Below are 22,976 nucleotides of genomic sequence, written 5' to 3' on the forward strand. Positions count from 1 at the left end.
CCGGCTCGACCCATGTTCGACGTCATCCTGCACACCCCCGAGATTCCCCCCAATACCGGCAATGTGATCCGCCTGTGCGCCAACACCGGTGCGCGTCTGCATCTGGTGCGCCCGCTGGGCTTCGACCTCGACGATCGCAACCTGCGACGCGCCGGGCTCGACTACCACGAGTACGCCTCTTTGCAGGTGCACGACACCCTGGACGCGGCGCTGGCGGCGATCGTGCCGACTCGACTGTTCGCGCTGAGCACCCGCAACGCGGTGCGCTATGACACGCCGGCGTTCGCACCGGGCGACGCCTTCCTGTTCGGCAGCGAGACCCGGGGCTTGCCGGACGCCGTGCTCGCGTCCATGCCCGATGGCCGGCGGTTGCGGTTGCCGATGCGACCGGGCAACCGCAGTCTCAATCTGTCGAACGCGGTGGCAGTGGTGGTCTTCGAGGCCTGGCGGCAGCAGGGCTTCGACGGCGGGGCATGACGGGACTGAATGCAGCGGCAAAAGTTCCTGTACTGGGAAGTTCAATATTCAGCCGGGATTTCAGCGCTCGGGCCGAAGATGCGTATCACGGCCCGGGTGGTCGTGCTTCCCCTCCCCCTCGAAGCGCCATCCCCTCCCCGCCACCCGGGCCGCCCCTTTCGATGCGTCAGCGCATCGCGCAAGACCGATAAGACCCATAACAAGCAAGACCGGTGTTCCGTTGTTCCGATTCAAAGAGAGAGAGTTGTCCCCATGAAGCGCATCCTGCCGATCGCGGCCCTCGCCGCCGTCCTTCCGTTTGCCGCGAACGCGGCCCAGGGCCTGTCCTACAACTACGTCGAAGGCGGCTATTCGGCCAGCAAGTCCGACATCGCCCCGATCAACCGCGACGTCGATTCCGACGGCTGGTCGATCCGCGGCGCCGCCGCGTTCCATCCCAATTTCCATGCCTTTGGTGACTACACCCGCGAAAGCATCGACAACGTCCATCGCGATCGTGACCAGTGGCGATTGGGGATCGGCTACAACCACGAACTGTCGGACCGCACCGATCTGCTGACCCGCGTGGCCTACCAGAGCATCGACTTCGGTCAGGGCATTGACGCCAGCGGCTACGCGGTCGAGGTGGGCGCGCGCAGCGCGCTGCTGCCGGCGCTCGAAGGTTATGCGTTGGCTGGTTACGAGCACTACGGGCGCGGCATCGACAGCGAGTTCTACGGCCGTCTCGGCGCGCAGTGGAAGTTCAACCCCAACTTCGGCGTCGCCGGCGACGTCAAGCTCATCAAGGGCGGCGACGTGCAGTGGTTCGTCGGTCCTCGGCTGAGCTGGTAAGTCCCCCGCAGCATCCGGTCCGCGCCCCCCCTGGCGCGTCCCCTCTCCCCTACTGGATGCTGCACCGACCCGGCCGGAAACGGCCGGGTTTTTTTTGGTTCGTGTCGAAGTCCGCGGGCGCGTCGAGGTGCTCGTCCGGGGGCGCGGCGCCCTGGCCAGGGATTGCCCACATCCCAGCAGCTGATGTTTGCGTCTGTCCGAAGTCGGGTACAAACGTCGCAAAGGCGGGTCTAAATCAAAACCGGGGTCAGAGTGCAATTTCGCCTCGCGAAATTGCACTCTGACCCGGTTTTGGTGCGCCAGGCGGAGCGCTCGCCCGGATCGGGCGGGCCAAGCCGTGCCGAATCCCGTTGGATGGGGAGCAGTCCACGTGAATGTGCGGTGGCCTCGCCCCGTCGTGTGGCGGGTTTGCCTTGCGCTCGAGACCGCTGCACGTGGCAGGGCGTCATGGCAGATCGGGCGTGGTCGCCAGCCCGAGATGTCGCTCAGCGCAGCAGGCAGGCGATGAAGATGCAGATCAGCACGGCATGGATCGCCAGCCCGTGCCGACCGGCGAGAATCGTTGCAGGGCGTCGCCGCTGCAGGCGCCAGGCCAGCAGCGCCGAGTGCACCAGCAACAGGCCCAGGGGCCAGGCGCCGAAGAACAGCAGCAGGCCGACCGGGTCGGGGCCACTGCCATCGACAGCACGCGGCGGCTGGTAGTGCAGCAACCAGCCTGCCCAGACCGACAGCGCAAGCACGCTGAGCGCCAGGCTGGCGCCGTAGTACCACGTCATGGCCCGGGAGGGCGGGGTGGGCATCATCCGGCCGACCGTCTGGCGTCGTCCTGCAGCGACCATCGCACATGGCGCGTGCGCAGGCTCAGGAGCATCCGCGAGTGGGGCAGACAACTCACTTCCACGTCCTCGTCGACCTGCAGCCTTGCGTAGATCGCTTCGTGGATCGCGAACACGTGGCGGGTGCCCTGCGGCTCCCGTATTCGGACGCTGTGGACTGCAAGCTGCTCGATATGGGTCAGCACGCGCGCTTCCACAGTGCCCGTGATCACGGCCTTCTGCCCTGCCTTGAGATCGCGCCGCATGTCGGCGTTCATGACGCTGATGATCGCCACGAGCACGAGAACCCCGAGTGCGATGAGCCCCAAGATGAAGACGTAGTCGGTCCAGTCCAGCGACAGCACGAAGAAGCAGGCGGCAAGCACTGCGGCGATCGCAAGGCCGACCATGCACACGGCGCCCCTTGCGTCGGTGCTGCGAGGGATTGCGCGCCTTTCGTCTTCGCTCAGGGGCACACGCGTTTCGATCTCGGCGCTCCTGAAGATCGCGGCTGGGATCCGAAGGCAGGCGCGATCGCTATCGGGTCCGGCACGATGCCCGCACCGTCATCCGATCGTGACCGGGGTTGCGGGCCCAGCATCGCAGATGGGGGCATCGCCGTGCATTTTCGCCCGGCGGCAACGCCGCCTAGAACAGCGCGCCGGTGTACTCGGGCTTGCGCTCGCGGGCCATCAGCCGGGCGAGCCCCTCGGCAGGGCTGATCTCGCCGTGCAGCACGGCCTGGACGTTGCTCGAGATCGGCAACTCGATCTCGTGGCGGTTTGCCAGCCGCATGACCTCATCGGCCGTCTGCACCGACTCGACCACCTGGCCGATCGCGCGCACCGCATCCTCGAGCCGTTCGCCCCGGCCCAGGGCCAGGCCCAGTCGACGATTGCGCGACAGATCGCCCGAACACGTCAGCACCAGATCGCCCAGGCCAGCTAGCCCCATCAGCGTCTCCGGGCGACCCCCGATCGCGCGGTTCAAGCGCAGCATCTCGTTGAGGCCACGGGTGATCAGGCCGGTGCGGGCGTTGAGGCCCAGTTCCATGCCGTCGGCCGCACCGGTGGCGACCGCCAGCACGTTCTTCATCGCACCGCCGAGCTCGGCACCGCGCATATCGGTGCCGGTGTAGGCGCGGAAGCTCGGCCCGTGCAGCACATCGGCGACGATGCGGGCGAAATCCTCGTCCTCGGACTGCACCGTCACCGCAGTCGGCAGCCCGGACGCGACTTCTTTGGCGAACGACGGCCCGGTGACCACGGCCAGTGGCACATCGTCGCCGACCAACTCGCCAGCGACCTCGTGCAGGAACCGGCCCGAGCCGGGTTCGAAACCCTTGGTCGCCCACGAGATGCCGACGCCGGGCGCCCGCAGCGGCGCCAGCTCGGCCAGCGTCTCGCGGAATGCATGCGAAGGCACCACGACCAGGATCAGCCCGGCGCCATCGAGCGCACGTGCCAGATCGGTGGTCGCACGCAACCGCTCCGGCAACGGAATGCCGGGCAGGTAGCGCGGGTTCTCATGGCGCTGGTCGATCGCCTCGACCGTCGCCGCGTCCCGGCCCCACAGCGTGGTGGGGTGGCCGTTGCGGGCGATCAGCGAGGCGAGCGCGGTGCCCCAGGAGCCCGCGCCCAGCACCGCGACGGCAGTCGCGCGATCGGTCACGCTCAGGCGTTGCCGATCTGGTCGGTGGTCGGCTGGCCGGCGGCCTGCTGGTTGCCGCGCTGGCGCAGACCCTCGGCGTACAGCGCGTCGAAGTTGATCGGCTGCAGCAGGAAGGGCGGGAAGCCGCCGGCCTGGATCAGGTCGCCGATCAGCTGACGCGCGTAGGGGTAGAGCACGTTCGGGCACTGCGTGCCCAGCAGCGCGTCGAGCGTGCCGCTGTCGAACCCGGCCAGACCGAAGACGCCGGCCTGCTTGACCTCGGCGACATAGACGGTGTTGTTGTCGTCTTCGCCGATCGTGCAGGTCAGGGTGATCGCCAGCACGACTTCATAGGCGTTGTCGCCCACGCGCTGCACGCTCTGGTTGAGGTTCATGTTGAGCTGCGGCTGGGCCTGCTCGTTGAAGATCTGCGGGGCCTTGGGCGACTCGAACGAGACGTCCTTGACGTAGATCTTCTCGACGCTGAACTGCGCGCCGGCCGGCTGTTCCGGCGCTGCGCCGTTGGCGCCGTTGTTGGCCTGTTCTTCGGACATGGGATCGACTCCAGCGATGATGGGGATGAGGCGGATCGCCGATTATGGCACCCGCGAAGGACGGTCGGCCGTCAGCCGCGGCCCTTGACCAGCGGCAGATCGGCCTGCTGCCAGCCGGCGATGCCGCCGTCGAGCACGTAGACGTTCTGGAACCCGGCCTTCTTCAGCCGCTTGGCAGCGTCGCCGGCGGTGCTGCCGGTCTTGCACACCAGCACGACCGGCAGCGCCTTGGCCGCGGCGAGCTGCTTGCTCTCCGGGTCGAACTGGCTCATCTGCACGTTCTTGGCGCCGGGGATATGGCCCTTGCCGAAGTCGGCGCTCGGGCGCAGATCGACGACCAGCGCGTTGTCGCGGTTCACAAGCGCGGTCAGCTCGGCCGGGCGCAGGGCCTTGAAGCCGCGGAACAGCCGCGAGATCTCATTGAAGACGATCGCCACCGTCAGCACGGCGAGGATCAGCGACAACATCTGGTTTCGGCCCAGGAAGGCCAGCAGTTCTTCGAAGTTCACGACACGATTCGCGCAGCGTCAGCGGGCGGCGATTGTCGCACACCGCGCCGGGCGCACCACCCGGGGCCCCGACCGGGGGCTGGGCGGCGGCCCGGGCCGGCTATTCGCCTTCCCAGAAATCCGGCAGGCCGCTGACGTTCCACCAGGTGCCGGCGTCCGGGTCCCAGCGCCAGCGTTCGGTATGGCGCAGCGTACGTTCGGCCATCGAGTGCCGGTTGACCACCCGGATCTCGACTTCGCGCAGGGCCTCGTCCTGCCCGGCCTGGCCGCCGAGGGTGCGGTAGCCGGTGACCTGCAACTGCCCGTAGCGAGCGAACGCCAGCTCGCCCATCGGCCGCTCGGCGCGCACCTCCGGGTCGACCAACTGCCAGGCGCCCTCGATGTCGTTCCAGCGCATTGCGCTCGCCCAGGCGTTGTGCACCCGCTCCAGTGCGCTGCGTTGCTTGCCGCTGCTGGCGCAGCCGCCGATCGTCAACGCCAGGGCGGTGAGCAGGACCAGCAGCGGCAGGGAGGAGCAGCGGATGGCACGCATCGGCAGTGTCCAGGGCAACGGGCGTTGGCGCATCGTAGCGGCAACGCCTGCCGGCCGGGTCCGGCACGCCGGTATCCTGTCGCCGATGACGCATCCTGATGCCCCCAGCCCCGCCGTCGAGGCGGTCAACATCGCGGCCGCGTTGCCGCGTCTGGCGTGCGAACGCCCCACCCAGATCGCACTGCGCTGTCCCGGCCCGGACGGGCGCTACCGCGATGCGCATGCGCTCAGCTACGCCGCGCTCGATGCGCGCAGCGACGCGATCGCCGCGGGCCTGGCCGCGCGCGGCATCGTCCGCGGCACCCGCACGGTGCTGATGGTGCGGCCCAGTCCCGAGTTCTTCCTGCTGATGTTCGCGCTGTTCAAGGCCGGCGCGGTGCCGGTGCTGGTCGATCCGGGCATCGACCGGCGCGCCCTGCGGCAGTGCCTGGACGAAGCGCAGGCGCAGGCCTTCATCGGCATTCCACTGGCGCAGGTCGCGCGCGTGCTGCTGGGCTGGGCGCGTTCGGCGAAGATCCGCATCACCACCGGCCGCCGCGCGATGCTGGCCGACGCGACCCTGGCGCAGGTCGAGCGCGCCGGCGCGGGTGCCGGGCCGCAGCTGGCGGCGACGGCCGCCGACGAGGTCGCCGCGATCCTGTTCACCAGCGGCTCGACCGGCGTGCCCAAGGGCGTGGTCTACCGGCACCGCCATTTCGTCGCGCAGATCGCGATGCTGCGCGACGCGTTCGGCATCCCGCCTGGTGGCGTCGACCTGCCGACGTTCCCGCCGTTCGCGCTGTTCGATCCGGCGCTGGGGCTGACCTCGATCGTCCCGGACATGGACCCGACCCGGCCGGCGCGTGCCGACCCGCACAAGCTACACGCCGCGATCGCGCGCTTTGGCGTCGACCAGTTGTTCGGCTCGCCTGCACTGATGCGGGTGCTCGCCACGCACGGCGCGCCGCTGCCGGGCGTGCGCCGGGTGACCTCGGCCGGCGCACCGGTGCCGCCGGATATCGTGGCGACGATGCTCGCGCTGCTGCCGCCCGAAGCCTCGCTGTGGACACCGTATGGCGCCACCGAATGCCTGCCTGTCGCCGTCGTCGAGGGCCGCGAATTGTTGGCACTGCGCAGCCGCACCGAGCAGGGCGCCGGCACCTGCGTCGGCCGGCCGGTGCCGCCCAACGAGGTGCGCATCATCGGTGTCGATGATGCCCAGATCGCCACCTGGTCGGACGCGTTGGAAGTGCCGCGCGGGCAGATCGGTGAGATCACCGTTGCCGGTCCCACGGCAACCGACAGTTACTTCGGCCGTGAGGCGCAGACCCGGCTGGCGAAGATCGGCGAGACGCGGCCCGACGGCAGCACGCGCATCGTCCACCGCATGGGCGACCTGGGCTATTTCGACAGCGAGGGCCGGTTGTGGTTCTGCGGCCGCAAGGGCCATCGCGTCGTCACCGCCAGCGGCACGCTGTGCACCGAGCAAGTCGAGCCGGTGTTCAACGTCCATCCCGATGTCGCACGCACCGCCCTGGTCGGCGTGGGCCCCGCCGGCCGCCAGACCCCGGTGCTGTGCGTCGAGCCGCGAGCGGGCGTGGGCAAGGCCGAGCACGCGCGCATCGCCGATGAACTACGCCACATCGGTGCCGGCTTTGTGCACACCGCCGGCATCGCGACCGTGCTGTTCCACCCGCGCTTCCCGGTCGATATCCGCCACAACGCCAAGATCGGCCGCGAGACGCTGGCCGCCTGGGCCGCCGCCCGTGTCTGAGCCCGCCGCCGCGTCGCCTGCGCACTATCGTCTCGACGATCTGCGCATCGACGTGGCCCGGCAGCGAGTGGTGCGCGACGACGGCCAGGTGCTGGAAGTGGCCGGGCTCAGCTTCCGCCTGCTGCACTATCTGTTGAGGCAGGGCACGCGGGTCGTCGGCTTCGACGAACTGATCGCACAGGTCTGGGCGCCGGCGCTGGTCGGCGAGGACACGGTCACCCAGCGTGTGCGCCTGCTGCGCCAGGCGCTGGGCGACGACGGGCGACGGGCGCGTTACCTGCGCTCGGTGCGCGGCTGCGGCTATCAGCTGTGCAGCCCGCCACATCCCGACGATGCGCTGCGTGTGTCCGGCGTCCGCGGCAGGCGGCTCGTCGCCGGCGCGGTGCTGGCGCTGCTGCCGGTGATCGCCGCGATCGGCTGGTGGTCGTGGCCGAGGCCGGCCGCGCCATCCTTATCGCCGCTGCTGCAGCGTGCCGACTACTACGCCGGCATCGGTCAGCGCGAGAACAACGCGCGTGCGCTCGCGCTGTACCGCCAGCGCCTGCACGAAGCGCCCGACGACGTGCAGGCCGCGCTGGGCCTGGCCCGTGCGCATGCCGCGCGACTGTGCCTGTATGGCGGCGAGCCCGCCGATGCCGACCGCGCGCAGGCGCTCGCCGAACACGTGCTCGCGCGCCAGCCGCGCCTGGCGGCCGCGCATGCCGCACGGGCCTATGCCTACGACTGCCGGGGCGAGGTCGCCACGGCGCTGGCCGGCTACGAACGCGCGGTGGCGCTGGACCCCGACGACGATGCCGCGCGGGCGTCGGCCGCCTACCTGTACGCGCGCCAGGGCCGGCTGGCCGATGCGCTGGCGGCCAACCTGGCCGTGCACCGTCCCGAGGACGCGCGGTTCCTGGCACTGCAGATCGCCGCCGACCTCGACCTGCTCGGCTATGCCGACGCGGCCGAAGGACGCTACCGCCGCAGTTTCCAGCTCTACCCCGACAACGTGTTCTCCAACCTTGCCTGGCCGAGCTTCCTGCACCGCCACGGGCGCGAGGTCGAGGCGCAGGCGGCACTGGACGAAGCCTTGTCGCGCGGCACCGACCACGCCGGCCTGCAGCTGCTGGCCGCCGAGCTGGCCTTGCAGCGCGGCGATCTCGATGGCGCACGGCACGCGGCGCAGCGCGCGCGTGCGCTCAAGCCGCACGCGAGCCTGCCGGCGACGGTCGCCTGGATCGTCGGGGCCGAGCCGCGGCCCGCGGCGCCGGCACTGCGCGCACGCAGCGCCGCGCTGCGCACAGGGCTGGCGGCCGGTGGCGATTCGCTGGATGGACTCGATGCTGCGCTGTTGGCTTCGATGGCCGGCGATCGCGCCGCGGCGCTCGAGGCGCTGGGCGCCGCGGTCACGGCGGGCCACCGCGATGCGGACTACCTGCGGGTCTCGCCGCTGTTCGCCGACCTGCGCGGCGAGCCGGGCTTCGCCGCAGTGCTGGCGCGGATCAATGCCGGCATCGGACAGGAGCGGGCGCGCGTTCGCGCCGCCGGGCGCCTGCCGGCCGACGCGGTCGCGGTCACGGCAGCGCGCTGAGCACGTAGTCCGACAGCAAGGCCCGGGTCTGCGTGTGCATGCCCGGCCGGTTGTAGTGGGTCCGGGTCACGACCACGACCAACTGCTCTTCGGGGATGACGAAGACCGCGTTGCCGCCATTGCCCGACATCGTCCAGGCCTGCCACCGCCGCGCGCCCGCGGCGACATCGAAGCGCCACAGCTGGTAGCCGTAGTCGGCGTCGAAGGGCGTGCGTGCGCGCGGTTGCAGCATCGCGTCGATCCACGCCGCCGACAGCACGCGGCGGCCTTGCCAGCGTCCGCCATCGGCGAGCAACTGGCCGAGGCGGGCGAGATCCCGGCTGCGGTATCCGGTGCCGCCGCCGCCCATGCCGGCGCCCTCGGGCGCGCGTTTCCAGGCCGCCTCCGCGATGCCCAGCGGGCGCTCCAGCGCCTCGCGCGCAAAGTCGGCCAGCGGCAGGCCACTGGCGCGCTCGACGATCGCGCCCAGCAGCAGGCTGTTGGCGGTGCAGTAGGCGAAGGCCCGCCCGTACGGACTGTCGGCCGGCCGCGCCTGCCACGGCGCGTAGCCGCGCTCGGGCAGGTCGAGCGCAAAACCGGTCCAGTCCGCGCTCACGTACATGCGTTCTTCGTGGCCGCTGGAGAACGTGTTGTTGTCGTCGCACTCCCATTGCGCGCTCATCGTCAGCAGGTCCTCGACGGTCGTCGCATCCTTGAACGCGCCGGGATGGGCCGGCCGGCGGTTGGGAAGAAGCCCAGCACCGGGGCTCGGACGTCGGCGATCAGGCCGCGGTCGAGCGCCGCGCCCACCAGGAGCGCGGTCACGCTCTTGGTCAGCGAGCGGGTGTCGTGCAGCGTGGCGCGCTCGGCGCCGTCGAAGTAGGCCTCATGGATCAACGCGCCGCGGTGGACGACCAGCACGCTGGTGGTGTCGGGCGCCGCCCCTGCTTGGATCGCGGCATCGAGCGCCGCGAGCTTTGCGGCGTTCCAGCCCAGCCGGGCGGGGTCGGCAACTGGCCAGCCGTCGTCCAGCGCCGGGGGCGAGGCGATGGCGGTGGACAGCGGACCGGCGAGGACGGCCAGCAGAAGCAGGCGCGGCAGGATGGACATCGTCGGCACTCCGGTCGGGGAGCGGCCAGCCCACCAGAGCGGCGGATGAAGTGCCCGGTCGTGGGATGAAGGTTTCTGAAGGGCTTGCCGATCAAGTGTTTGCGCGCAGCTGCGTCGCCAGCCCGGCAGGCGCCCGCTATCGTGTGCGCTCCTCAAGCGTGGAGCGCGACATGCAGATCCTGGTCACCGGTGGTGGCGGCTTCCTCGGGCAGGCGCTGTGCCGCGGCCTGGTCGCGCGCGGCCACACGGTCGCCAGCTTCAATCGCGGTCACTATCCCGAACTCGAGGCGCTGGGCGTGCGCCAGATTCGCGGCGATCTCGCCGACCGCGCCGCCGTGCGCGCGGCGGCCGCCGGCATGGACGCGATTTTCCACAACGCCGCCAAGGCCGGTGCGTGGGGGCCCTACGACAGCTACCACCAGGCCAACGTCGTCGGTACCCAACACGTGCTCGACGCCTGTCGGGCGCAGGGTATCGGCCGGCTGATCTACACCTCCACACCGAGCGTCACCCATCGCGCCACGCATCCGGTCGAGGGCGGCACGGCCGACACCGTGCCCTACGGTGAGGGGTTCAAGGCACCGTACGCGGCGACCAAGGCGATCGCCGAGCGCGCCGTACTGGCGGCCAACGGTCCGGACCTCGCCACGGTCGCGCTGCGGCCGCGGCTGATCTGGGGGCCGGGCGATCAGCAACTGTTGCCGCGCCTGGTCGAGCGGGCCCGCGCCGGCCGGCTGCGCTTCGTCGGCGACGGCGAGAATCGCATCGACACCACCTACATCGACAACGCCGCGCAGGCGCACTTCGACGCCTTCGCGCATCTGGCGCCGGGTGCGGCCTGCGCCGGACGCGCGTACTTCATCAGCAATGGCGAGCCGACCACCGTGCGCTGGATCATCAACGCGCTGCTCGAGGCCGCCGGTGCGCCGCCGGTGCGCAAGACGATTCCGTTCCGCGCGGCCTATGCGGCCGGCGCGGTGTGCGAAACGCTGTGGCCGCTGCTGCGCCTGTCCGGCGAGCCACCGATGACCCGTTTCCTGGCCGAGCAGCTGAGCACCAGTCACTGGTACGACATGGCGCCGGCGACGCGGGACTTCGGCTACCGGCCCGCGGTGTCCCTTCACGATGGACTCATCCTGCTGAAAGATTCGCTGCAAGCGCAGGCGCGCCATCACCTGATCGCGACCTGAGCGGGCATACGGTGACCCCGCAGCCGCTACTGGCCGAATCCCACCAGGAGACCACCATGCTCAGATATGCCGTCATCTTCCTCGTCGTCGCCATCATCGCCGGTGTTCTCGGCTTCAGCGGCGTGGCCGGTGCCGCCACCAATATCGCCTGGATCCTGTTCGTGGTCTTCCTGATCCTGGCCGTGATCTCGATGCTGCGTGGACGAGGGGTCTGACGCCCCGACCGCACCGTCGCGATGACGCAAAAGGCCCGCCACCGGCGGGCCTTTTGCGTTGCGCCGCGCGAGCGCTTCGGCCCAGGCCCGACGCTACAATCGCGTCATGGCCGACTTTCCGTTCTCTCCGTTCTCCCTGCTCAAGCCGATGGCTGGCCGCGCGCTGGAGACCGCGCTCAACCGCGCGATCGCGCTCGATGCCGACACCGGCGCGGCACTGCGCGCCCTCGACGGCCAGCAGATTGCGCTCGCGCTCAGTGCGCCGCCGCTGGCGTTGACGTTGCGCGTGGACGGCGACCGCCTGCGCGTGGGCCCGGTCGATCCTGAGGTCGAGGCCGACCTGTCGGTGCGGACCACGCTGGCCGGCGCGCTTGGCCAGCTGCCGTTCCTGCGCCGCGGCGACGCGCCGCCGATCGGCCAGGTCCGGGTCTCGGGCGATGCCGAGCTCGCGCGCCGCCTGCAGCGCCTGGCCGCGGGCTTCGATCCTGACTGGCAGCGGCCGTTCGTCGCCGTGCTCGGCGAGGTCGTCGGTGTGCAGGTCGCCAACGCCTTCGCCGCGGCGCTGCGCCAAGCGCAGGAGGTCGGCCGCAACCTGGCCGAAAGTGCGGCCGAGTACGTGACCGAGGAAACGCGCGATGTGGTGCCGCGCGCCGAACTCGAGGCCTTCTACGACGATGTCGACGGCCTGCGCGACGATATCGAGCGGCTCGCGGTGCGGGTGGCGCGGCTCAGTCGCGGGACCGCCGCATGAAGGGTCTGCTGCGCGCCTCGCGCATCGGCCGGGTGCTGCTGCGGTATCGACTCGACGACCTGCTCGACGGCACGCCGGCCGAGCGCTGGCTCCGGTTGGCGCGGCCATTCGTGCCGCGGGCCTCGGCGACGATCGCGGCGCAGTCGCGTGGCGCCCGGCTGCGGCTGGCGTTGCAGGAGCTTGGGCCCATCTTCGTCAAGTTCGGGCAGATCCTCTCGACCCGTCGCGACATCGTGCCGCCCGACATCGTCGACGACCTGGCGCTGCTGCAGGACCGGGTCGCGCCGTTCGACGGCGCATTGGCGCAGGCGATCATCGAGCGCGAGCTGGCGATGCCGATCACGCAGGCCTTCGTCGCCTTCGATCCGGTGCCGCTGGCCTCGGCGTCGATCGCCCAGGTGCACGCGGCGATGCTGCCCGGCACTGCCGACGGCCCGCCGCGCGAGGTCGTGGTCAAGGTGTTGCGTCCGGGCATCGAGAGGCAGATCGCCGCCGACGTCGCCCTGCTGCGCAATCTCGCCGCGCTGGTCGCGCGCACCCATCCCAACGCCGACAAGATCCGCCCGCGCGAAGTCGTGGCCGAGATCGAGAACACCCTCGCCGCCGAGCTCGATCTGCAGCGCGAAGGCGCCAACGCCTCGGTGCTGCGGCGCTTCTGGGCGCAGTCGAGCGATCTCTACGTGCCGGCGCCGGTCTGGGAGCGCACCGCCCAGCGCGTGCTCACGCTCGAGCGCGTGTACGGCATTCCCAGCGACGACATCGCCGCGCTCGATGCGGCCGGCATCGACCGGTCCGCGCTGGCGGCCAAGGGCGTGCGGGTGTTCTACACCCAGGTCTTCCGCGACAACTTCTTTCACGCCGACGCGCACGCGGGCAACATCTGGGTCGATCCCGAACGCACGACCAATCCGCGCTTCATCGCGCTCGACTTCGGCATCATGGGCCAGCTCTCGCGCGAGGATCAGTACTACCTCGCCGAGAACTTCATGGCGATCTTCCGCCGCGATTACCGCCGCATCGCCGAGCTGCACGTGCAGGCAGGCTGGATGCCCGCGCATCTGCGCATCGACGAGCTCGAGGCGGCGGTGCGCGCAGTCTGCGAGCCGTACTTCACCCGGCCGCTGTCGGAGATCTCGCTGGGCGAGGTGCTGGGCAAGCTGTTCCGCACCGCGCAGCGCTACGAGCTGACATTGCAGCCGCAGCTGATCCTGCTGCAGAAGACGCTGCTGAGCATCGAGGGCATCGGCCGACTGCTCGATCCGAAGCTCGATATCTGGGCCGTCGCCCGCCCGGTGCTCGAGCGCATCTTGGTCGAGCGCTACAGCCCGCCGCGGCTGCTGCGCGAGTTCCGCGATCGCCTGCCCGAACTGGTCACGCGTGCGCCGGAGATGCCGCAGCTGCTGCACGCCTGGCTCAAGCAGCAGGTCGAGGGCCGGCACGAACTGCGCATGCGTTCCGACGACTTGGCGCTGCTGACCACCACGATGCAGGGCATGCAGCGGCGCGTGGTCGCGGCGATCCTCGGCGTGGGCCTGCTGATCGTCGCGGCGGTGCTCTACGCGCTCGAGGCCGGCGGTCCGCGGGTGGCGGGCCTGCCGGTCGCGACCTGGGTTGCGGGTATCGGCGGCGTCTGGGCCTTGCTCGCGGCGTGGCCGCGGCGCGGGCGCCTGTTGCGGTAGCCATGTCGCGGGCGCGGGCGCGGGCGCGGTCGTGCGCTGCCCGTGTTACGACATCGCCGGGGGCGCCGGAAACGGCGTGTTGTCGGGAAGCGGGATGAACTCCGCATCGTCGGCGTCCGGCAGTTTCATCCGACCGGCTTTCCAGTCCGCCGCCGCTTGTGCCAGGCGCTCACGCGAGGACGAGACGAAGTTCCAGTAGATGAAGCGTTCGCCGATCGGTTCCCCGCCCAGCACCATCACGGTGGCCTGCTCGGCAGCGCGCACGCGCGAGGCCGCCGCGTCCAGCACCAGCATCGTCCCGGCGCCGTAGCGCGCGCCGTCCAGTTCCACCGTGCCGGTGGCGACATACAGGCCGCGTTCCCGGTGGCCGCCTGGAATCTCCGCGACCGCGCCGGGGGCGAGTTCGAGATGGGCGTAGAACAGGGGCGAGAGCGTCTTGGCGCCCGCGCTCAGCCCATAGGCGCTACCGGCGATGAGATGACCGGTGACGCCCGCCTCGTCCCATTGCGGCAGTTCGTGCCCGGCGTGATGCGAGAACGAGGGCGCGATCTCCTCCTGTCCATCGGGCAACGCCACCCAGGCCTGGATGCCGTGCACACGGTCGCCGTGCTGGCGCGCGTGGTCGAAGCGCTCACTGTGGGTGATGCCGCTGCCGGCGGTCATCCAGTTCACTTCGTGCGGCTTGACCGCCTGGGCGTAGCCGAGGCTGTCGCGGTGCATGATCTGGCCGGAGAACAGATAACTCACGGTCGACAGCCCGATGTGCGGATGGGGACGGACGTCGACGCTGCGATCGATGCCGGCGGGCAGGTCGACCGGCCCCATGTGGTCGAAGAACACGAAGGGCCCAATCATGCGTCGCTTGGCGAACGGCAGCACCCGGCCGACCGAGAAGCCGCCTCCCAGGTCGTGGCGGCGCTGCGGAATCATCATCTCGATCATGCGATCTGTCCTGATGGCGGAGCGGCGAGCATCGCATGCTCGCCACCCGCGGTGTTTCGCGCCGCGTGCGCAGGGGCGGGCGGTGTGCCCGGATCACCGGTATGGCGATGCCGCGCAGTCCTGTGCGATCAATCCAGACCGAAGAACGCCGCTGCCGTGGTCGTGGTGGCTGCGGCCACGGCCTCGGGCGTCTGGCCGCGGTCGCGTGCGAGTTCGGCGACGATGTGCGGCAGGAATGCCGGCTCGTTGCGGCGGTCCTTGGGCATCGGGTCGAGCGTGCGCGGCAGCAGGTACGGTGCGTCGGTCTCGACCATCAGCCGGTGTGCGGGGATGTTGGGCACCAGTTCGCGCAGGTGGCGGCCACGGCGCTCGTCGCACAGCCAGCCGGTGATGCCGATGTGCCAGTCGCGGTCGAGGCAGTCGAACAATTCGCGCCGGCCGGCGGTGAAGCAGTGCACGACCGCCGGCCCGATCCGACCCTCGAAGTCCTTCATGATCGCGATGAAGTCGTCGTGTGCGTCGCGCTGGTGCAGGAACAGCGGCTTGGGCGTGCCGGCGGCGGCGAGATCGGCCGCGATCTGCAACTGGCGCTCGAACGCGCGGCGCTGCGCCGGTCGCGGCGAAAAGTCGCGGAAGTAGTCGAGCCCGCATTCGCCCACCGCCACGACCTCGGCGTGTGCATGCAGCGCGCGCAGTTCGGCGTCGCATTCCTCGGTGTATTCGGCCGCGTGGTGCGGATGCACGCCGGCGGTCGCGTACAGCATGCCGGGGTGCTGGCGCGCGAGCTCGAGCGCTTTGGGCGAGTGCTCGCGGCTGGCGCCGGTGACGATCATCCGGTTCACGCCGGCATCGCGCGCGCGCGCCAGCACGGCGTCGCGGTCGCGGTCGAAGCTGTCGTGGGTGAGATTGGCGCCGATGTCGATCAGGGGCGGGGTCACGCGCGAGCACCTTGGGAACGGGCTGCGCATTGTAGGCCGTGCGTCGACGGCCACGTCGCGCGCCGCGCCCGGCACGTGGTGCGTGCCGGACGGGCGCAGGACTTTCAGTTCGCCAACTGGCAGCTGGCCGGCCGGCTGCTCTCGAACAAGGCGCGGGTCGCCCACTCGGGGTGGTCGACGAACGGATTGCGATTGCCCTGGAAGCTGTAGACGACCTCGTTGCGTGTGCGTTCGGCTGCATCGGGCGGATCGGCCTGGTGCCAGGCGAGCAGCGTCGACAGCAGGCCCATGTAGGCCGGCGAGGCCGACGTGCCTACGATGCGGCTGCGGTCGTCGGTCAGTTCCAGGTCGGGCTCGGACTGGCCGGTCGACGGGTGCGTGCCGCCCTCGTAGCGGATCGCCATGTACAGCACCGCGCGCGCCATGTCGCCTTTGCGATGGCGCCAGACCTGGAAGCCGGCGTTGTCGGTCCAGTTCGAGTTGCCGGGGAACGTGCCGGTGCCGCCACCGACGCCGTGGTTGGCCTCGGTCGCGCGCTCGCTGCAGCTGGCCTGGGTGCTGCAGTCGGCGAACGGCTTGTTGCCGCGCGCGGCGTTGTGGTCGGTATCGGTGAGATAGAGCATGTGCGCGTCGGTGTGCGGCGCATTGGGCAGGCCCTTGTCGCCGGTCGCGCTTGGGAACCCCAGCGACTTGGGCCAGGTGTGTTCGCGGTTGTAGGTCAGGCCGCTGCCGGTGCCCGCGCGGCCCGACACCTTGGTGTAGCTGCGATTGCGATAGGCGTCGAGGATCCGGCCCGAGTCGTTGGGATCCTCGTCGGCGATCTCCAGGATCGTCCAGGTGCTGGTGCCGCTGCCGCTGTAGGGATATGAGGTGTGGCCGCGGATCGTGGCGTGCAGCGAGCAGCGCAGTTGTGCGGCGCTGCCGGTATTGACGCGGGCGTAGTAGTCGCCGCCGCCGGTGCTGCCGCTGGCGACGGTAAACGCGACGCTGGCATCGCTGGCCGGTTGCAGTCCATCGGCGTCGTGGATGGCCGCGGCGCTGATACTGAGCGTGCACGCCTCGCCGCCGTGCAGGGCTGTGCCGGTCGACAACGCGAAGTGCGTGCCGCTGGTCGCATGGTCGAGCGCGATCGTGCCCGACGTCGCGCATTGCAGCACAAACGCGCCCGGCGACAGCGTGACCGCTTCGTTGAAGTCCACCGACAGATCGCCGGCGGCCGGGAAATCGCCGGCACCGGCCACCGGGACGGTTGCGACCACCGCCGGCGGTGTGCTCGGGCCTGCGCCGGTACTGGCGAAGGTCTGGCCGGTGTTGCAGGCCCCGAAGGTCTGCGACGCGGACGGCGCCCAGTCGAAGTCGTCGGCGGTTGCGCCGCTGCCGGTGAGCTGCAGCGAGGTGCCGACTGGCGCCGACGCGCTCTCGGACACGGGCAGGTTGCGGCTCGAAAGACCGGCGGCCGGGCCGTTGCCGGCGACGATCGTGCCCTCGTAGCTGATGAACTGCACGACGTTGCCGGCCGCATCGACGAGCGCGATGCCGTCGTTGGGGCCGTTCTGCAGGCCGTCGCGCGGGAAGGTCACCGTCGCGATCGACACCGTCGTGCCGCAGCTGCGCGGCTGGCCGGCGGGCACCGCCACATTGCCGTAGGTCGTCGCCGCATTCGGCGTGTTGCTGCCGTTGTAGAGCCACAGCCGGTAACTGGCGATGTCCTCGCCGGCGGTGGCGACGATCTCCACGGCCTCGCCGACATCGGCGCCGGCATTGTCGTAGTGCAGCTCGTTGACGAATACCTCGGCATGCGCAGCCGGGGCCGCGAGCAGGGCGAGCACCCACGCCGCAGCGCGGACGGGACGGGGATGGCGAGGGGGCATGGCGATTCCGGGCTCGGAGACGTGCCGACCTTAAGCGCCGCAGATGACGGTTGCCACCCGGGACAACCCTAAGCGGCCGCCGGCTCGCCACGCCTATCGCGCGGCCGACCGGCCCGCTAGCCTGTGCGCCGTGACCACCGCCGCTGCTCCCGATTTTCCGATCGCCCCGCTGCTTCCCGAGCTGCTCGCCAGCCTGGCCGCGCACCCGCGGCTGGTGCTCGAGGCGCCGCCCGGTGCCGGCAAGACCACGCAGGTGCCGCTGGCGCTGCTCGATGCGCCCTGGCTGGCTGGCCGCCGCATCGTGATGCTCGAGCCGCGCCGGGTCGCAGCGCGTTCGGCCGCGACGTTCATGGCTCGCCAACTCGGCGAGGAGGTCGGCGGCACGGTCGGCTACCGCATCCGCTTCGAACACCGGGTGTCGGCGCGCACGCGCATCGAGGTCGTGACCGAAGGCATCCTGACCCGGATGCTGCAGGACGATCCCGAACTCGGCGGCGATCGATCGGGCGCCGTCGGTGCGCTGCTGTTCGACGAATTCCACGAGCGGCACTTGTCCGGCGACCTGGGGCTGGCGCTGGCGCGCGAGGTGCAGGCGGGCCTGCGCGAAGACCTGCGCCTCGTGGTGATGTCGGCCACGCTCGATGGGGCGCGCATCGCGCAGTGGCTGGATGCGCCGCGCCTGTCGAGCGCCGGGCGCAGCTTCCCGGTGGAGATCTCCCACGCGCCGCCGCGTCGGGACGAAGCGCTGGCGCAGCAGGTCCGCCGCGTGCTGGCGGACGCGCTCGCCGCGTATCCGGGCGACGTGCTGGTGTTTCTGCCCGGCCAGCGCGAGATCGCGCGCGTGCAGGCGCTGCTGGAGGGCGATGTCCAGCGGCTGGACGCAAGCGGCGCTCGCGGCACGCCTGAGGTGCTCGCGCTCCACGGCGAGCTGCCGGTCGAGGCGCAGACGCATGTGCTGCAGCCGGCCGCCGACGGCCGGCGCCGGATCGTGCTGGCGACCAATGTCGCCGAGAGCAGCGTCACGTTGCCGGGCGTGCGCATCGTGATCGACAGCGGACTGGCGCGCGAACCGCGCTTCGATCCCAATAGCGGGTTCTCGCGGCTGGACGTGGTGACGATCAGTCAGGCCTCGGCCGACCAGCGCGCCGGGCGTGCCGGGCGTGTCGCGCCCGGCGTGGCGCTGCGGCTGTGGCCCGAATCGCAACGGCTCGAGCCGCAGCGTCGTCCCGAGATCGCGCAGGTCGAGCTGGCGGCGCTCGCACTCGAACTGGCGGCCTGGGGCGACAACGCGCTCGCGTTTCCCGATGCGCCGCCGGTCGGCGCGCTGGCGGCCGCACGCGATCTGCTGCGCCGGCTCGACGCGCTCGATACGACAGATGCGATCACGCCGGCCGGGCGGCGCATGCTCGCGCTGGGCACCCATCCGCGGCTGGCCGCGATGTTGCTGGCCGCCGACGCACCGGCCGCGCGTGCACTGGCCTGCGACCTGTGCGCGCTGATCGAGGCGCGCGATCCGATGCGCGGCGCGACGCGTTCGGACGCGCTGGCGGTGCGTTGGCAGGCGCTGGCCGCGTTCCGCGCCGGGCGCGTGCCGGCCGATGCCGCGCGCTCGGCGCTGGCGGCGATCGATGCGGCGGCCCGGCAATGGCGGCGACGCCTGCGGGTCGAGGTCGCGCCGCCATCGAGCGTGCCGGCGCATGCACTCGGTGACTTGCTCGCGTACGCCTTCCCGGACCGGATCGGGCATCGCCATGCCCGTGACGCCCGACGCTATGGCCTGAGCAACGGGCGCATGGCCCGGTTGTTCGACGACAGCGCCTTGCTCGGTGAGCCATGGATCGTCGCCAGCGATCTGCGCTTCGAGGCGCGCGACGCGCTGCTGCTGCGTGGCGCGCCGGTCGACGAGGCGCAGCTGCGCCGGGCCTGGCCTGCGCGCTTCGTCGTCGCCGACGAGACCCACTGGGATGCGGGCAAGCGCGCGCTGGTGGGCCTGCGCGTGCAACGCTTCGACGGCATCGTGCTCGACGCCCGGCCCAACGGCCGGGTCGATCCGGCGCAGGCTGCGCGCGCGCTCAGCGACGCGGTCGGCGAACTCGGGCTCGACGTGCTGCCGTGGCGCGACGGACTGCGCCAGTGGCAGGCGCGCGTCCAGGGGCTGCGGGCGTGGATGCCCGAGCTGGGCCTGCCCGACCTGTCCGATGCCGCGTTGCTGGCCACCCGCGAGGACTGGCTGGCGCCAGCTTTCGCCGGCTGCACGCGGCTCGACGCGCTGGATGCCGACACCTTCGCGCAGGCGTTGCAGGGTCGGCTCGACTGGCCGCAGCGCCAGCAGCTCGACCGCTTGGCGCCGGTGCGGATCACGGTGCCGTCCGGCCAGGCGCGCGCCATCGACTACGGCCTCGAGGCCGACGGCACGCCACGCGCGCCGGTGCTCGCGGTCAAGCTGCAGGAACTGTTCGGACTGGCCGACACGCCGGCGATCGTCGATGGCCGCGTTGCGCTGACGATCCACCTGCTGTCGCCGGCCGGTCGGCCGCTGCAGGTCACCCGCGATCTGCAGGGATTCTGGGCACGGACGTATCCCGAGGTGCGCAAGGAGATGAAGGGGCGGTATCCGAAGCATCCGTGGCCGGAGGATCCCTGGAACGCGCCCGCGACCCATCGTGCAAAGCCAAGAGGTACCTAGCGGCGTTGGGATCCGGACCCGTGGCGACGGTGTGGCATGGCCGCGGGTGTTGGAGGTGCGCGGCGCGGAACGCGCCCGCGACCCATCGTGCAAAGCCAAAGGGGGGATCTAGCGGCGTCGGGATCCGGACCCGTGGCGACGGTGGGACTTTGTCGCGGCGGTCGGGCGTGCGTGGCGCGGCTGCGGGTGTTGGTGGTGCGTGGCGCGGCGCGGCTGCACAACGGCGGTTGAACGCCCCGGCACGCCAGGCCTGCGCTCACGCTGGTTCGACGGTCGCCGACGCAGACTGGCCGCCTTTTCCTCATGGCCATTCTCAGGAGCCCCCGATGAGCAAGTTCGAAGCGCTGTCCGACAAGGCCGTGTCGCTGGTCGGCCAGGCAGGCGACAGCCTGCGCCACGCGATTCCGGGCACGGCGGAAAAGTGGCTCAAGACCGGTCTGACCGTGGGCGCCGCGCGCACCGGTGCGAAGGTTGCCGGCGGGTTCCTGCGCCGCAACCCGGCGATCGTGGCGGCCAGTGCCATCGGTCTGGGCCTGGTCTGGGTCGCTGCCCGGCAGTACCGCAAGAAGCAGGCGAACGGTGCCATCCAGGGCAATTCGCGTCGCATCGAGGCCGGCAACGCTGCTGCACGCAAGCGTTCGACCACCGCGACGCGCGGACGGTCCGCGGCGGGCGACACCGACGAGGCCTGAGCCCCACCGGCGACGTCGCATCGCGGCGTCGTTTCGATGTAGCGATGAAGCGGCCGATCCCGGCAGGATCGGCCGCTTTTTGTCGTGCCGGCCCGGGCGACAATGGCGCCCGCGCACCGGGCACGCGGATCGTATGCCGCCAGCCACTGCTCGTGCGGGGCGTGCCCCGGTATCCTCGCGCCTCGCCCTTTCGATGCCACCGCCATGCGTCCACGCCTCCCGTCGTTGTCCCGCTCGCGCCGCGCACCGCTGGCGCTCGTGTTGTGCGCTTTGACGATGCTTGCGGCCGGCTGCGGACGCGAGAACGTCAAACCCGTGCCGGCGACGCCTGCGGCGACGCCCGCGGCGCCTGCGACCAGGACGCCACCGGTCCGGATCGGCCTGGCGCTGGGCGGTGGCGCGGCCAAGGGGTTTGCGCACATCGGTGTGATCAAGATGCTCGAAGCCAATGGCATCAAGGCCGATGTCGTCGCCGGGACCAGCGCCGGCAGCGTGGTCGGCGCGCTGTACGCGAGCGGCATGGATCCGTTCCGGATGCAGGAGCGGGCAGTCGCGCTCGACGAATCGAGCATCCGTGACGTGCGGTTGTTCTCCGGCGGGCTGGTGCAGGGCGTCGCACTTCAGGACTACGTCAATCGCGAGGTCGGCAACCGCACGATCGATCGCTTGCCGATTCCGTTCGCGGCGGTTGCCACGCGCCTGGAAACCGGCGACCGCATCGTATTCGTCCGCGGCAATACCGGCCAGGCGGTGCGCGCCTCGAGCAGCGTGCCGGGGGTGTTCGAGCCGGTGAAGATCGGCGACCGCCACTATGTCGACGGCGGGGTCGTCAGCCCGGTGCCGGTGGACGCGGCCCGCCAACTCGGCGCCGACCTGGTGATCGCGGTCGACATTTCCAGCAAGGCCAGCGGCAGCACGCCGGGCAGCATGCTGGGCATCGTCAACCAGTCGATCGCGATCATGGGCCAGAACCTCGGGCGTCAGGAACTGGCGCGCGCGGATGTGGTGATCCGGCCGCAGGTCAACGACATCGGGCCGGCCAGCTTCGAACAGCGCAACGCAGCGATCCTGCAGGGCGAGCGTGCCGCGCTGGCTGCGATACCGCGCATCCGTGAGAAGCTGGCCGAACTCGAGCGCGCACGTGCGGCTGCGCGTGCGCCTGCCAAGCCGGTCGAGCCCGAGCCAGTGGACATCGACTGCGGTGACAGCTGGGTACGCCGGCTCAACCCGTTCGCCAAGGAACGCGCCTGCTGATCACGCGAGGTCGGCTGACGCCGGCCGACCTTGCTCAGCGAGGCGCCGTGACAGGCGCGCCGGTGCCTTCGTCGGCCTGCCGGCCGCGCGGTTCATCGTCGCGCACTCGCAGGAACCGGGCGAAACGTGGCAGGCCGTTGCTGGTCACGCCGTTGTGGCGGTAGGTGACCAGGCTGCCGATCGCCGGCGGGTCGATCCGTTGCGCATCACGCAGCCCGCTGCCGATCCGGAACCGGCGCCCGTCGCGATGCTCGACCAGCAGTGCGCCGACCATCCCGGTGTACTTGCCCTTGCCCGGCAGATAGCCCACCACCCGCGCCTCGGCATCGTCGAACGGCTTGAGCTTGCGCAGTGCGGGACTGCGGCCGGCGGCGTAGCGCGCGTCGCGGTGGTGCAGCATCAATCCCTCGCCGCCGCTGGCGACGACCTCGGCCAGCCGGGTATCGAGTGCAGGCCGCGAGGGCAGGTGGGTCTGCGCCACGATCGCCAAGTGCGGATGCGTCATGCGCGCGGACAGCTGCCGCATTGCGGCAACGCGATCGGAGAACGGGCCGGGATGGTCGGGCAGGTCGAAGACCAGGAACCGCAGGTGCCGCCAGCGCGGATCGGTCGGGTCGGCGCCGCGCACGAGCGCGCTCGTTTCCTCGAACCGGCCACGCCCGAGCCACAGCTCGCCGTCCATCGGCCCATCGGACCAGCCGCGAGTGAAGCCCGCCGGGACCGAGATGCGCTGGCCGCCACGCGTCCACAGTGCCCGGCCGTCCCAGCGCCCGCGCACGCCGTCGAGTTTCTCGCTGACGTAATAGGCCTCCACATCGATCTCGCCACGCAGGTCGGTGGCCAGCATCAGCGCATCGGTGGCGGGCTGCGCAGGCACCGACATCGGCGCAAGGCCAGTGCACAGCCATAGCAGGCAGGACAGACGGATCGGCATCGACATGACGGCACTCCGGTGAAGGTGTGCCGTCAGCGTCG

At 70.9% G+C, this 22,976-nt stretch carries 21 protein-coding genes and 1 pseudogene; 11 read left to right on the forward strand and 11 right to left on the reverse strand.

Going from position 1 to position 22,976, the window contains the following annotated elements:
- The first annotated feature begins 12 nt into the window (after window positions 1–12).
- Together BEN78_06800 and BEN78_06805 are read left to right on the forward strand one after the other, a co-directional pair.
- The gene (locus BEN78_06800; protein ID ASR43136.1) at window positions 13–477 is read left to right on the forward strand and encodes a tRNA (uridine(34)/cytosine(34)/5-carboxymethylaminomethyluridine(34)-2'-O)-methyltransferase TrmL; all 465 of its coding nucleotides are present in this window, start codon (window positions 13–15) and stop codon (window positions 475–477) included.
- Window positions 478–729: 252 nt separating this feature from the next.
- On the forward strand, window positions 730–1,308 hold the full coding sequence (locus tag BEN78_06805) for a hypothetical protein (GenBank protein ASR43137.1): 579 nt from the start codon (window positions 730–732) through the stop codon (window positions 1,306–1,308).
- Between the two features lie 485 nt (window positions 1,309–1,793).
- Here BEN78_06805 and BEN78_06810 read toward each other — a convergent pair whose 3' ends face one another.
- From BEN78_06810 to BEN78_06835, 6 genes are all read right to left on the reverse strand, one after another.
- The gene (locus BEN78_06810) at window positions 1,794–2,084 is read right to left on the reverse strand and encodes a hypothetical protein (GenBank protein ASR43138.1); all 291 of its coding nucleotides are present in this window, start codon (window positions 2,082–2,084) and stop codon (window positions 1,794–1,796) included.
- Window positions 2,085–2,107: 23 nt separating this feature from the next.
- Entirely contained in the window at window positions 2,108–2,533 is a 426-nt protein-coding gene (locus BEN78_06815) for a hypothetical protein (GenBank protein ASR43139.1), read from the reverse strand.
- 238 nt (window positions 2,534–2,771) lie between these two features.
- Complete coding sequence (locus BEN78_06820) at window positions 2,772–3,794, reverse strand: glycerol-3-phosphate dehydrogenase (protein ID ASR43140.1); 1,023 nt, start codon at window positions 3,792–3,794, stop codon at window positions 2,772–2,774.
- Window positions 3,795–3,796: 2 nt separating this feature from the next.
- Window positions 3,797–4,327 (reverse strand): protein-export chaperone SecB, encoded by a 531-nt coding sequence (locus BEN78_06825; protein ASR43141.1) that lies wholly within the window; start codon window positions 4,325–4,327, stop codon window positions 3,797–3,799.
- Window positions 4,328–4,398: 71 nt separating this feature from the next.
- A complete protein-coding gene (locus BEN78_06830; protein ID ASR43142.1) occupies window positions 4,399–4,836 on the reverse strand; it encodes a hypothetical protein in 438 nt (145 codons plus the stop codon).
- Between the two features lie 100 nt (window positions 4,837–4,936).
- A complete protein-coding gene (locus BEN78_06835; GenBank protein ID ASR44967.1) occupies window positions 4,937–5,368 on the reverse strand; it encodes a hypothetical protein in 432 nt (143 codons plus the stop codon).
- 85 nt (window positions 5,369–5,453) lie between these two features.
- Here BEN78_06835 and BEN78_06840 point away from each other — a divergent pair, with 85 nt between their 5' ends.
- Window positions 5,454–7,121 (forward strand): peptide synthase, encoded by a 1,668-nt coding sequence (locus tag BEN78_06840; GenBank protein ASR43143.1) that lies wholly within the window; start codon window positions 5,454–5,456, stop codon window positions 7,119–7,121.
- Complete coding sequence (locus BEN78_06845) at window positions 7,114–8,694, forward strand: transcriptional regulator (GenBank protein ASR43144.1); 1,581 nt, start codon at window positions 7,114–7,116, stop codon at window positions 8,692–8,694. The genes BEN78_06840 and BEN78_06845 overlap by 8 nt, the downstream gene beginning before the upstream one ends.
- Here BEN78_06845 and BEN78_06850 read toward each other — a convergent pair.
- Window positions 8,678–9,783: pseudogene (locus tag BEN78_06850) on the reverse strand (serine hydrolase). The gene BEN78_06845 and the pseudogene BEN78_06850 overlap by 17 nt on opposite strands.
- Window positions 9,784–9,953: 170 nt before the next feature.
- On the opposite strand from BEN78_06850, the gene BEN78_06855 reads away from it, so the two are divergent.
- From BEN78_06855 to BEN78_06870, 4 genes are all read left to right on the forward strand, one after another.
- Complete coding sequence (locus BEN78_06855; GenBank protein ID ASR43145.1) at window positions 9,954–10,973, forward strand: 3-beta hydroxysteroid dehydrogenase; 1,020 nt, start codon at window positions 9,954–9,956, stop codon at window positions 10,971–10,973.
- A gap of 56 nt (window positions 10,974–11,029) precedes the next feature.
- The gene (locus tag BEN78_06860) at window positions 11,030–11,188 is read left to right on the forward strand and encodes a DUF1328 domain-containing protein (GenBank protein ASR43146.1); all 159 of its coding nucleotides are present in this window, start codon (window positions 11,030–11,032) and stop codon (window positions 11,186–11,188) included.
- Window positions 11,189–11,294: 106 nt separating this feature from the next.
- Entirely contained in the window at window positions 11,295–11,939 is a 645-nt protein-coding gene (locus tag BEN78_06865; protein ASR43147.1) for a sterol-binding protein, read from the forward strand.
- Window positions 11,936–13,618, forward strand: coding sequence for a ubiquinone biosynthesis regulatory protein kinase UbiB (locus BEN78_06870; protein ASR43148.1), 1,683 nt, complete (start codon window positions 11,936–11,938; stop codon window positions 13,616–13,618). Before BEN78_06865 ends, BEN78_06870 begins: the two co-directional genes overlap by 4 nt.
- 45 nt (window positions 13,619–13,663) lie before the next feature.
- Here BEN78_06870 and BEN78_06875 read toward each other — a convergent pair whose 3' ends face one another.
- From BEN78_06875 to BEN78_06885, 3 genes are all read right to left on the reverse strand, one after another.
- On the reverse strand, window positions 13,664–14,560 hold the full coding sequence (locus BEN78_06875; GenBank protein ID ASR43149.1) for a hypothetical protein: 897 nt from the start codon (window positions 14,558–14,560) through the stop codon (window positions 13,664–13,666).
- Window positions 14,561–14,688: 128 nt separating this feature from the next.
- Window positions 14,689–15,528 (reverse strand): hydrolase TatD, encoded by an 840-nt coding sequence (locus BEN78_06880; protein ASR43150.1) that lies wholly within the window; start codon window positions 15,526–15,528, stop codon window positions 14,689–14,691.
- 74 nt (window positions 15,529–15,602) lie between these two features.
- Window positions 15,603–17,369, reverse strand: a complete 1,767-nt coding sequence (locus BEN78_06885) for a ribonuclease (protein ID ASR43151.1) — start codon at window positions 17,367–17,369, stop codon at window positions 15,603–15,605.
- A gap of 130 nt (window positions 17,370–17,499) precedes the next feature.
- On the opposite strand from BEN78_06885, the gene BEN78_06890 reads away from it, so the two are divergent.
- The 3 genes from BEN78_06890 to BEN78_06900 all read left to right on the forward strand — a co-directional run bounded on the left by BEN78_06890 (window position 17,500) and on the right by BEN78_06900 (window position 22,001).
- Complete coding sequence (locus BEN78_06890; protein ASR43152.1) at window positions 17,500–20,055, forward strand: ATP-dependent helicase HrpB; 2,556 nt, start codon at window positions 17,500–17,502, stop codon at window positions 20,053–20,055.
- Between the two features lie 326 nt (window positions 20,056–20,381).
- Complete coding sequence (locus BEN78_06895) at window positions 20,382–20,747, forward strand: hypothetical protein (GenBank protein ASR43153.1); 366 nt, start codon at window positions 20,382–20,384, stop codon at window positions 20,745–20,747.
- A gap of 204 nt (window positions 20,748–20,951) precedes the next feature.
- Window positions 20,952–22,001 (forward strand): Patatin, encoded by a 1,050-nt coding sequence (locus tag BEN78_06900; protein ID ASR43154.1) that lies wholly within the window; start codon window positions 20,952–20,954, stop codon window positions 21,999–22,001.
- 34 nt (window positions 22,002–22,035) lie between these two features.
- Here BEN78_06900 and BEN78_06905 read toward each other — a convergent pair whose 3' ends face one another.
- Window positions 22,036–22,941: a DNA ligase gene (locus BEN78_06905; GenBank protein ASR43155.1), complete on the reverse strand. Its 906-nt coding sequence runs from the start codon at window positions 22,939–22,941 to the stop codon at window positions 22,036–22,038.
- Window positions 22,942–22,976: the final 35 nt, after the last annotated feature.

This window comes from Xanthomonas citri pv. mangiferaeindicae (assembly GCA_002240395.1).
GTDB lineage: Bacteria > Pseudomonadota > Gammaproteobacteria > Xanthomonadales > Xanthomonadaceae > Luteimonas > Luteimonas citri_A.